Source organism: Candidatus Rickettsia tasmaniensis (assembly GCF_036857515.1).
Taxonomy (GTDB): Bacteria; Pseudomonadota; Alphaproteobacteria; order Rickettsiales; family Rickettsiaceae; genus Rickettsia; species Rickettsia rickettsii.
Genome location: NZ_JAQCNX010000024.1, coordinates 21,950 through 32,848, shown reverse-complemented (window position 1 = coordinate 32,848; position 10,899 = coordinate 21,950). Strand labels below are relative to the sequence as shown.

Genomic DNA, 10,899 nt, shown 5'->3' with positions numbered 1-10,899 from the left:
TTTGAAAACAGTGAACTTGTAAAAAATACATGGATTAATGATTATCAGTTAATTAATGTTCAAAATATTTCTGATGAAAAATTAAAAGAAAAAGCTTGGTCTGGAATCTTGCAGTTTTTTTTAGAACATATCCACGAACGAGATTTATTAAAGAGATGGCAAGAAGTAGCTGATCTTTTACCAGAATTTATTAAAGTTAATATTGGTATAGATTATATAGAGCTAATTTTGTCCTACACCTTGAATAAGATTAGGGAAAATAATAAAATAGAAATAGAAAAAATGCTTAAATCGCATTTAAACCCTGCGTTAGGAGGAAACCTTATGAATAGCTTAGCTCATAGCTGGAAACAAGAAGGTATTGAAGAAGGTAGAAAAAAAGAGAAAATTACTATGGCTAAAGAAATGAAAAAAGAAGGACTTTCTTTAGGAGCTATTATGAAAATAACAAAATTAGATAAGAAAGATATTGAGAAATTAAAATAAAAATAAACAGAATACTCACATTTTTGCATATTAAGCCTATAGGAACTTAGAGCTAAAGGCATATATACTCGATGAACTTCAAAAATTGGCTACGTTGTCTCATACGCTCTGCTCCTCGCCTTATAGACTCCTTGCTCTTTTTGAAGTTGATCTTCGTCTATCAATTCTTCATTTACTCGAAGTATATAAATTCATGTTAAATAACTCTCGTTTATGTATTATTTGGTTGTTTGGGCTTATTAGCGGTTTTAATCTAATGATTACCGGTAATACTTTAAATTATTGGCTTGCTAAAGAAGATATAGCACTGCAAACAATCGGTATATTATCATTCATAACGCTTCCCTACTCTATTAATTTCTTGTTAGCACCGATTTTTGATGCAGTGCAAATTAAATATTTAAACAAAATATTCGGTCATAGATTATCTTGGATTTGCTTAACTAGTAGTGCATTGATATTTCTTATATATATTTTCAGCTTTCTAGATCCTAGTACTAATCTATTATTATTTGTTTTCACGGCTTTAATTATTTCTTTTTTTAGTGCTGCACAAGATACTATATTAAGTGCTTTAAGAACGGAAATAGTACCTAAAGAATCGCTTGGGTTTACTTCAGGAATATATATATTCGGTTATCGGGTTGGTATGCTTTTAGCCGGTTCCGGAGCTATTTACTTATCTATTTATTTAACATTTAATGAAATATATAAAATCTTTGCCGGTTTAGTATTTATTTATTTAATTTTATTGATTGTAGGAATTAAGTATTGTTATTTAAACGAGAACATACATATACAGATAATCAAGAATGATATAAAAAATAATCAAAATAAAAAAAACATAATAAATTTTATATATAATGCGTTAAAACCTATAGGTTCTGTTTATTTCATTATTCTTATATTAATTTTCCTAGTATTATATAGGTTACCGGATAACTTAATTAATGTTATGATTAATCCGTTTTTGCTTCATCTTGAGTATGATGCTTTTGAAATAGCAAGCGTTGGAAAGTTTTGTGGAGTTGTAGGAGCTATAATCGGTGGACTTGTCGGCGGTGTTATTATGAAACATAAAAATATATTAAATAGTATATTTTTATTTGGTATTATTCATGCTTTAGGACATATTTTATTTATTTTTCTTGAAATAAACGGTAAAAATTCTTTATTATTATTTATTACGATAGGAATAGCAAGTATTACCGGCGGTATGACGATGACTGCTTATATCGCTTTTATTTCTGCACTCTGTCAAGGTAAATTTCGAGCTACTCAATATTCTTTTCTTTCATCGATGATGGGGATTTCGCGCTCAATTTTTCCTATAATTTCAGGCTATATGGTAGTAAATTTCGGTTGGCAAAATTTCTTTTTATTTACTACTATTATAACTATTCCGTCTTTATTAATATTATTAAAAATAAAAACTAAATTACAATAATGAATGATGTATTAAGTGCTTTTTTACATGGCATCGTTTTAGCTCTTGGTTTAATAGTGCCGCTCGGAGTACAGAATATTTTTATATTCAATCAAGGAGCAAAACAGCCAAAGTTTAGCAAGGCTTTACCTAGCATAATTGCAGCCTCAATATGTGATACTATGCTTATATGTATGGCAGTTCTTGGGATATCTTTGTTAATTCTTGAAATTTCTTGGTTAAAATTATCTATATTTATTGTTGGATTTATTTTCTTAATTTATATGGGATATAATACTTGGAATCAGCCGCCTATTGATCTTACAATGAATTCCGGGGCTTTTTCAGCTCAAAAACAAATTTTATTTGCTATATCGGTGTCAATATTAAATCCGCATGCAATTATGGATACGATTATAGTAATAGGTATTAGTGCTTTAAAGTATAGCGGTATTGCAAAAATTCTATTTACCTTAACTTGCATACTTATATCTTGGATATGGTTTTTTTCTTTAGCAGTTGCAGGTTATAATATCAGAAAGCTAAATAAAAGTAGTACGATTTTAACTATAATTAATAAAATAGCTGCTATTATTATTTGGGCAGTTGCTTTTTATATTGGAGTACAAATATTGTATGAAATCGGTTTTATTAACTAGACATATTGAAGAAAATAATGAAACTATAAAGGAAATAAGTAAATATAATTTAGATTTACGTGATATTCATTGTCCTTTAATTAAATATAAAACTTTAGATTTTAATATCGATATTTTAGATAATTACTCAAATATAATAATAACTAGTAAATATGCGGCAAGTATCTTAACCGGTCATAACTTAAAACAAGATATTTGGGTAGTAGGTAGTAAATCAAAACGATTATTAGGCAAGAAAGTAATGTATACTGCTAAAAACGTGGAAGATTTGATTAAGCATTTTCCTCCTGATTTATATGAGCAGACTATATATTTATCTTCAAATGAAATTACTAAAGATTTACCTAGCACAATAGCTAGACATATCATTTATAATGTAGAATATTTGAATGAGCTGCCCGTATCTATTATAAAAGAATTTAAAAATAATATTGATTTTATATTACTTTTTTCTCAAAATAGTGCTAGGACTTTAGTAAAATTATTACTTCAAAATAATTTACTAGAGTACTTACAAGATAGTTTAGTTGTAGCCATAAGTTTGAAAGTCGCAAATATAGTTAGACCTTTTATAAAAAATGTGGTTTATTGTGATGATCAAAACCTTAACGATATAATCAAGTTATTATCTGAAAATGCACAAATTCGATAGTTTATTTAAAAGCAAAAACATCTTTTTTATAGCAATAGTAATATTTGTCTTATCTTCTTTTACTCTTTATCATAATAGATCCGATATTTTAAAACTGTTTAAAAGTGAAAATAAGGATTTAAGCCAAATTCCTGATCAAGCAGTAGAAAATAAAGAAAATACTACCCTGGAAGCAAAGGAAGCAGCTCCTCTATTCTCTACCAAGTCGCTTTTAAATTACGTAAGTTCTTTAAAGTTTTCTGAAGCACCGACTAATTTAGTAGCACCAAAATTAGAAACTGTAGTCAATTCAGCCTCATTCGGATACAAGGAACAAGGAGCGAAGCCTATAACTAATAGGAGAGTGACAAGTGATGAGGTAGGCGGATGGGTATCACTTGACTATATTAATTACTTATTAAATGTAAATCTATTAGTATATAATTTCATGCAAGATAAGGATTATAGTAAAGAACTAAGAATAGTAAAATCCCGCCTGCTACCTCAAGATATAAGGAATATTTTAAATAACTTAGCAGCATATAATAATTATCTTTTTTCTAAGTCAAGTAGTACGGAAGTAATTTTTCCTACCAACTATAAGTGGCTGGAGAAGTTTATCAAAATTGAAAAAAAAACTTCTGCTATGATGATAAAAGAACAAGATAAAGCTCTAATTTTAGAGGACTTAAACTATCTAATCGATTGTCTTTATTCAGAAAAATTTATACAGGAGTTTGTAAATAAAGATGTTTAGGTTATTATTAATATGTACTACTTTTTTACTGCTTTATTTTGGGTTTACTTTTATAGAGAGCTTTGATTCAAAAGTTTTTATTAGTTTATATGATTATAATATAGAGACTACCTTGTTCTTTAGTCTTATTTTAGGGCTTTTATTACTAATTTCTTGTTTTATTGTCATTAGATTTCTAATATTAATTATCGATTTACCATCTAAAATACATAATATTTTTAGTAAACGAAAAATTAATCATGATAGATATGCTTTAATTTTAGCTTTTGCCGAATATATTATGAATAATAAAGCTAAAGCTGCTTCTATTGCTCGCAAAAATTTATCTTCTGAAGATCTAAAAGATTCACAAGAATTCCATAATTTAATTTTAGCCGTAACTGAAGAGGATGTAGATAGAAAAATTTCCTATTTTCAAAAACTTATTACATCTAAAGAATTTGTTTTTTACGGTAGCAAAAATCTAGCAAAACTTTATTATGATAAATCTTTGTATGAGAAAGCAGAAAATTACGCAACAAAGGCTTATAATTTCAATGAACTTGATATTGACAATTTAATTACTTTAATGCGTTGTTATGCTAGACTTTCTCTATGGACGAAATTTATTTTTATAACGAATAAGCTCGCAAAATTTCATAAACATGAGTCTATGCCGGAAATTGCTGAGTATTATTTATTAGCAGCGAAGCAAGAAGTAGAAAGTAATAATACGGCTAATGCTATAGATTATTTGGCAACGGCTGTAGATTTAAATTTTTATAACGACGAATTACTAGAATTTTACTTTAATTTAAATAATAAGCTTAATGTTAATAAAAAGATCAAAATATTAAAAGATGCTTTTTGTATTATCCCCTCTTTAAAATTAGTGCAGCTATTTAAAAAATTTACTTCTCTATCAGATAGGCAAATTTACGAAGCATTAACTCAAGAGTTAGATGCTAAAAAAGATGAAATATTAATTTTGGCAATAGAAGCTTATTTAGAATTGTAGACGTTGTGATATGGATTCTTTTATGTCATTCCCACGTGGATAGCAAATCGTCATTGCGAGCAGCCGTAGACTGCGTGGCAATCCAGAAAAATAATAAAAAAAATTCTGATTTACAGAGTTTTTTACTGAATTGCTTCGTCAATTGCTACGTAATTTCCTCGCAATGACGACTTGGGTACCTACGCAACAACGCCTGCTCGCAATGACGGATAAGCCGAACCACACAACAAAAACTAATATAAAAATAATTTCTTTGGGCTCTTACTAATTTCTTCATTTACATTATTATTATGGTGATGATAATTAGATTGAATTGTTATTAAATAAGCATTTATTGCTTTAGAAAATTCTTCAGTTTTATAACGAAAGAAATGGTCAGCTCCATTGATAATTTTATAATCAACTTTAATATGGGATTGTTGCTTAGATAATCTATTTGCTAAGTCTTTTACATCATCTGCCGATACTATACTATCATTATCTCCCTGTAATATAAACCCTGGAATAGGACAAGGTGAGAGGAATGAGAAGTCATATTTATGAATTGTATTAACCGGCGGCGAAATAGCAATAAAATGATTTATTTCCGGACGTCGCATTACAAGTTGCATAGCTATCCATGCTCCGAAAGAAAATCCTAATATCAGATTAGACTGAGCATTTGGGTTATTCTGCTGTAACCAGTCGAGAGCTGCCCCTGCATCAACCACTTCACCGACTCCGTTATCAAATTTACCTTGTGATCCCCCTACTCCTCTAAAATTAATACGTAAGACGGTATAACCGTTATCTGCTAAAATCTTATAGGCATTATAAACTACTTTATTATTCATATTACCCTCATATAAAGGATGAGGATGAAGAACTAATGCAATAGGGGCGTTAGGCGAGGTAGCTTTTGCATATCTTCCTTCAATTCGCCCTTCCGGACCGTTAAAATAAATTTGCGGCATAATTATTCATAATATTTAATTTGTTCGATATGGTATTTTACCACTTTTTCTTATTAGTGCAACTATTCTTAATTAGAATATGATTGTATTGACGCATGCCGCCATATATACTAAAATGTAGTCAAATCAGTTGGATTTAATTACAAGGAGCGAGAAGCGCAGCCTATAGATAGGAGAGCAACTAGAGACGATGTAAGTGAATTCAAATCATTTGACTATAGCGGATAATAATAACTAAATGGAGCTATATTATGAATACAGTAGATTACGTGTTTCAGCAGATATAAAAATTGAAGCAGCAGAAATATTTAAGCAAATGGGGATGACTATGTCAGAAGCCATGAGGGTATTCCTAACTCAATGTATAAATAGCGGCGGTTTGCCTTTCAAACCACATATTAAGATTCCTAATGAAAAGACTATAAAAACTTTTGAGGATACAGATAAGCAAATTGGTTTAACTATCTCAAATAATACAAAAGAAATGTTTAATAAGTTAGGCACCTAATTTGTATCATCATTGCAAGCGACTAAAAACCTTGTTGTACGACTTCTATGTCATTCCCGCAAAAGCGGGAGTCTAGAAAAAATCGCCTTAATACACTAGTATAAAAATTACAGATTATTGACAAAAAAACAAGTTTTTTATAGGTTTTACTGGATTCCTGCTTTCGCGGGAATGACATATAAAGATTATCTAAGAAAATACTGCTCGCTCCACTGCATCTACGCTATGTTGCACTAAATCCTTAGCAATTTCTTTAGTAATCATCTTTTTTAGACCGTTTTTAAGTTCTTGTCTAACACATCCAAGCATTTGCGGTTCTGCTACAATAATCAATTCCTTATATTTAGCTTGATCAGCAGTAGTTACTTTCTCTAAATGTTTAATAACGCTCCTTGCTGCTTCTTTATGTGCTATATCTTTTAGCGAAGTATGCGGCTCAAACAACGAAGCCGGTGTAGATTTATTTTGGTAAGGGCTTTGTCTTTTTTCTCTATGGTGGTGATGTGCCTCTAAATCCAAAGATAATTTTAAAGGTGTATTAGCAGTAATTTTAATTCCTTGAGCGTCGTAAAGCATCATTTGCTTACTATCGATAACCGCAATTAATTTTAACGGTGCTGTACTTACCATAAATACCTCCATAAGAACTAAGTTGTAATTTTATGATAATACTAATTTTTTTTAAAACCTAATATTAATTTAATAATTTTTGCTTTTCACTGTTAATAATTTGTTCAACCTTGTCATTAAGTATACGTACGTCTGTTTGCTCTATTTCTTCTTTTTCTATTACACCTATAATCTTTATCTTTATAGTTCCAGGTTGCTTAAACCAAAAACCTCTAGGCCAAAATAAACCGGCATTATGAGCCATCATCACAATTGGAACTTTAGTAATTGAAGCAAGCTTTACGGCACTTGGTTTAAATTTTACCGTTCTATCAGGCGGAACTTTAGTTGATTCCGGAAATATTATTAACCATAATCCTTCTTTTATTTTTTCCTGACCTTCTCTTAAAATCTGAGCAACCGAGCTATTAGTACCACGGTCAACCGCAATAGGTTTAACCATCCGAAGTCCCCAACCAAGCAGGGGTATATTAAATAATTCACGCTTTAATACCCAAGAATGTTTAGGAATAATCAGTTGCATAAACATTTGATCCCAAAAGGATTGGTGATTAGACACGACTATTGAAGTAGTCTTCGGTAATTTCTCAAGCCCCTCTACTTCATATTTTAAACCGCAACAAATTTTTGCAAGCCACACAAAAGCATAAGAAAAGATAATGGCAATTCTATATCTTATTTGATAGTTGACATTGAAAAATGTTACGGGTATGTAACATATAAGAAAAAAAATAAATGTAAATAACGATAATAATCCGTAAAATGATAAAATTCTTAAACGCCACAGCATAATTATTAAGATAATTATATTAATTAAAATGGTATTTATAACATAATTTTACAATGAGTAAAATAAAAAGGTATTAAATGAAAAAAACTGTTCTTTCCGGTGTGCAAGCAACCGGTTCTTTACATCTCGGTAACTATCTTGGTGCAATTAAAAACTGGGTTAAAATGCAGGAAGAATATAATTGTTTTTTCTTCTTAGCAGATTTGCATGCTATCACGGTTGATATTAAGCCATCAGAACTTAACAATTCAATTATGGAGGTGCTTGCTGTTTATTTAGCAGCAGGGCTTAACCCCGACAAAGTAACGATTTTTGCCCAAAGTATGGTGAAAGAGCATACTGAACTTGCTTGGCTACTAAATTGCGTTACACCTCTTGGATGGTTAAAGCGCATGACGCAATTTAAAGATAAAGCAGGTAGCGATCAAGAAAAGGCTTGTCTTGGGTTATTTTCCTATCCGGTACTTATGGCAGCGGATATCTTAATATATAAAGCCGATATAGTGCCTGTAGGTGAGGATCAGAAGCAGCATTTAGAGCTAACAAGAGATATTGCAGGGGTAATAAATAGAAAATTTAACAAAGAAATTCTAAAAGTTCCTGAGGTTTTAATTAGTGAAACAGGCACAAGAATCATGAGCTTACGGGATGGATTAAAGAAAATGAGTAAATCTGATATTTCGGATTTTTCCCGTATCAATTTAAAAGACGATAACGATCTTATTCATCAAAAAATAAAAAAAGCTAAAACCGATCATTTAAGTTTTGTTAGCTATGATCAAGAAACAAGACCGGAAATTAGTAATTTATTAGATATTTATAGAAGTTTATCTGAAGAAAGCTTAGAAAAAATAATCGGTAATTATCAAAACCAAGGTTTCGCAAAATTTAAAGAAGATTTGGCAGAAATTATTATTACAAATCTACAACCGATACGTGATAAATATTTAGAATTAATGAATGATAAAGAATATTTATTAAAAATACTGCACAAAGGAGCAGAAAAAGCAAGAATTAGAGCTTCTGAAACGATTAATGAAGTGAAAGAACAATTCGGATTTGTAATTTAAATTCATATATTGCAAGATTTCCCTTGAAATATATAAGATTATTTGGTATGAATCTTCTTGGATAGGTGGCCGAGCGGTTTAAGGCACTAGTCTTGAAAACTGGCGTACGGGCAACCGTACCGTGGGTTCGAATCCCACCCTATCCGCCAGCTCAGTTTATAGTATTATGCCCTTTTATTTTCTTTATAGTGCTTAGTATATTTATCTAGTAAAATCCTAATCATTTTTTGATAAGGAACATGTGCAGTTGCTGCTTCTGATTTAAAAAATTCTACGCTCTCTTTACTTAAAGAAATGGTTACTTTTACTGAATCATCTTTTAATAAAAGTTCTCTAGGATGTGGTAAGAAATCTTTTACTATTTTTACTTCCCCTATTTCCCCATCAGTGTATTTTATTCTCTTGTTCATAAATTCTCTTACCTTTACGCCAGTATCCTGCTCCAAAAATTCTTATATGATTATCTCGGAACATAAAACGGACTGTTAAAATATTACCATCAACTTTACCTAAACAAAAATATCTTTTTTCTGTAACACTATGGTCTACATCTTGAAGGATTATCCTGTTGATATCTAGAAAAGCTTTTTGAGCTTCATAAAAGCTTACGTTATGCTTACCAATATTAATTTTATTTTTTTCTTCATCCCATTCAAAAGAAGAATGCATTTTTAGCCTTTAATCGATTAATTTAATAATACTTAGCTCTATACTAAATGTCCATATATTTATATGGGTAATAAACCATACTGTTTTTTTTAAATTAAAATTTAAAAAAAAATTTATTAATTATTTTATCGCCATATTTCATTATTCCAAAGAGTATCTAAAAATTCTTGAATAGGCCAAATGGTAATTTTTTTATTTTCTAAATTAATTATACGTTTTGTTTTTTCAAAAGATATAACATGTAATTTAAAATCACTATCTTTACTAAATTCTAATAGACCTTTTAAATGATTTTTTTGTATAGAAGAAGCAATTTTAACTTCAAATGCATTATTTTGAAATATAAAATCAACCTCATATCCTTCTTTAGTACGCCAATAAAATAACTCATCTCTTTTGTCGTTTAAATATTTATAAGCTATTAATTCTAAGAATACATAATGCTCAAAAGATTTACCAGCATCAAACCCTGTCATTTCCTGATATTCATATTTCCTTAGGTAATTGCTAAGTGCGGTATCGAAAAGGTAAAATTTAGGCATTCCCGTAATAATTTGCCTTTTACTACGTGATCTATACGGATAAAGATGATATCCTAAATACATATCTTCTAATATTTCAAGATATGTTCTAACGGTTTTTGCATCAACACCGCAATCTCTTGCTATATTACTATAATTTATCATCTCACCGTTTGAAATGCCTATAATCTCTAGAAACCTTGCAAATGCTTCGCGTTTTCTTAAATTTGCTTCAAACTGTACTTCAGGTAAAATATAGTCATATAAATAGGACGCAAGATATTTATGAATCTTTTTTGATGCAATATAATGATCAGGTATTAGTCCATGATTAAAAAGTTTATGCCAATCAAGCTCTTTTATCTCAGAATAGCATAGCGGCAAAAACATATATCTCCAAGCTCTTCCGCCAAGTAAATTGCTACCTGTTGATTTTAAGCGCCTAGCACTGGATCTGCAAAGGATAAATTGTAAAGATTTATTAGATTCTATTAAATAATGAACCTCATCTAAAAGTAAGGGAATTTTTTGTACCTCATCAATAATAATAGTTGAGATGCCGTCTTTTGACTTAAGCTCTTCTCTTAAACGTTCAGGATTTTGAAAGTAAACTTTATAGATATCAGCTTGTAATAAATCTATATATAAACTATCCGGAAAATGTTGTTTCAGATATGTTGACTTACCAGTTTTACGTGCTCCCCACAAAAAACAGGACTGTCCTTTTGGTAATTCTAAGTCTAAAAATCTTTGTATTGTCATGATCATATCTTACAAATTTAGATATTTTAGGAGTATATTC

General features: G+C 29.9%; 13 protein-coding genes, 1 tRNA gene and 3 pseudogenes. 9 read left to right on the top strand and 8 right to left on the bottom strand.

Translation table 11 applies throughout. The features are described 5' to 3' along the window. The 6 genes from O6R16_RS06325 to O6R16_RS06300 form a co-directional block, all read left to right on the top strand. Positions 1–486, top strand: a 486-nt coding sequence (locus tag O6R16_RS06325; protein ID WP_499680468.1) for an RpnC/YadD family protein, incomplete at its 5' end; no start/stop codon positions are given. A gap of 193 nt (positions 487–679) precedes the next feature. Beyond that, complete coding sequence (locus O6R16_RS06320; RefSeq protein ID WP_499680467.1) at positions 680–1,933, top strand: AmpG family muropeptide MFS transporter; 1,254 nt, start codon at positions 680–682, stop codon at positions 1,931–1,933. Further along, positions 1,930–2,571, top strand: coding sequence for a LysE/ArgO family amino acid transporter (locus O6R16_RS06315; protein ID WP_499680472.1), 642 nt, complete (start codon positions 1,930–1,932; stop codon positions 2,569–2,571). The genes O6R16_RS06320 and O6R16_RS06315 overlap by 4 nt, the downstream gene beginning before the upstream one ends. Next, a complete protein-coding gene (locus O6R16_RS06310) occupies positions 2,549–3,223 on the top strand; it encodes a uroporphyrinogen-III synthase (protein WP_499680466.1) in 675 nt (224 codons plus the stop codon). The genes O6R16_RS06315 and O6R16_RS06310 overlap by 23 nt, the downstream gene beginning before the upstream one ends. Further along, on the top strand, positions 3,207–3,959 hold the full coding sequence (locus O6R16_RS06305; protein WP_499680465.1) for a palindromic element RPE2 domain-containing protein: 753 nt from the start codon (positions 3,207–3,209) through the stop codon (positions 3,957–3,959). Before O6R16_RS06310 ends, O6R16_RS06305 begins: the two co-directional genes overlap by 17 nt. After that, complete coding sequence (locus tag O6R16_RS06300) at positions 3,952–4,956, top strand: tetratricopeptide repeat protein (RefSeq protein ID WP_499680464.1); 1,005 nt, start codon at positions 3,952–3,954, stop codon at positions 4,954–4,956. Before O6R16_RS06305 ends, O6R16_RS06300 begins: the two co-directional genes overlap by 8 nt. Before the next feature lie 233 nt (positions 4,957–5,189). Here the strand turns inward: O6R16_RS06300 and O6R16_RS06295 are convergent, their stop codons facing one another. Beyond that, on the bottom strand, positions 5,190–5,909 hold the full coding sequence (locus O6R16_RS06295; RefSeq protein ID WP_499680463.1) for an alpha/beta hydrolase: 720 nt from the start codon (positions 5,907–5,909) through the stop codon (positions 5,190–5,192). A 238-nt stretch (positions 5,910–6,147) separates the two neighbouring features. On the opposite strand from O6R16_RS06295, the gene O6R16_RS06290 reads away from it, so the two are divergent. After that, positions 6,148–6,417: a type II toxin-antitoxin system RelB/DinJ family antitoxin gene (locus O6R16_RS06290; RefSeq protein WP_499680462.1), complete on the top strand. Its 270-nt coding sequence runs from the start codon at positions 6,148–6,150 to the stop codon at positions 6,415–6,417. A 189-nt stretch (positions 6,418–6,606) separates the two neighbouring features. On the opposite strand, the gene O6R16_RS06285 is transcribed toward O6R16_RS06290, so the two are convergent. Both O6R16_RS06285 and O6R16_RS06280 read right to left on the bottom strand, forming a co-directional pair. Then, positions 6,607–7,047, bottom strand: a complete 441-nt coding sequence (locus O6R16_RS06285; protein ID WP_499680461.1) for a host attachment protein — start codon at positions 7,045–7,047, stop codon at positions 6,607–6,609. 64 nt (positions 7,048–7,111) lie between these two features. Further along, a complete protein-coding gene (locus O6R16_RS06280) occupies positions 7,112–7,837 on the bottom strand; it encodes a lysophospholipid acyltransferase family protein (protein ID WP_032073403.1) in 726 nt (241 codons plus the stop codon). A gap of 77 nt (positions 7,838–7,914) precedes the next feature. On the opposite strand from O6R16_RS06280, the gene trpS reads away from it, so the two are divergent. Next, entirely contained in the window at positions 7,915–8,907 is a 993-nt protein-coding gene (trpS, locus tag O6R16_RS06275) for a tryptophan--tRNA ligase (RefSeq protein WP_499680460.1), read from the top strand. Positions 8,908–8,966: 59 nt separating this feature from the next. Next, a tRNA-Ser gene (locus tag O6R16_RS06270) sits at positions 8,967–9,056 on the top strand. Between the two features lie 15 nt (positions 9,057–9,071). Here the strand turns inward: O6R16_RS06270 and O6R16_RS06265 are convergent. The 5 genes and pseudogenes from O6R16_RS06265 to O6R16_RS06245 form a co-directional block, all read right to left on the bottom strand. Next, positions 9,072–9,317 carry a CopG family transcriptional regulator gene (locus O6R16_RS06265; protein WP_499680459.1) on the bottom strand — a complete coding sequence of 82 codons (246 nt, stop codon included), beginning with the start codon at positions 9,315–9,317 and terminating at the stop codon, positions 9,072–9,074. Continuing rightward, the gene (locus O6R16_RS06260; RefSeq protein WP_499680458.1) at positions 9,292–9,576 is read right to left on the bottom strand and encodes a BrnT family toxin; all 285 of its coding nucleotides are present in this window, start codon (positions 9,574–9,576) and stop codon (positions 9,292–9,294) included. Before O6R16_RS06260 ends, O6R16_RS06265 begins: the two co-directional genes overlap by 26 nt. A 125-nt stretch (positions 9,577–9,701) precedes the next feature. Next, positions 9,702–10,022: pseudogene (locus O6R16_RS06255) on the bottom strand (DUF4143 domain-containing protein); the annotation flags it as partial. 40 nt (positions 10,023–10,062) lie between these two features. Further along, a pseudogene (locus O6R16_RS06250) lies at positions 10,063–10,487 on the bottom strand (DUF8612 domain-containing protein). A gap of 30 nt (positions 10,488–10,517) precedes the next feature. Next, positions 10,518–10,859, bottom strand: a pseudogene (locus O6R16_RS06245) (AAA family ATPase); the annotation flags it as partial. Positions 10,860–10,899: the final 40 nt, after the last annotated feature.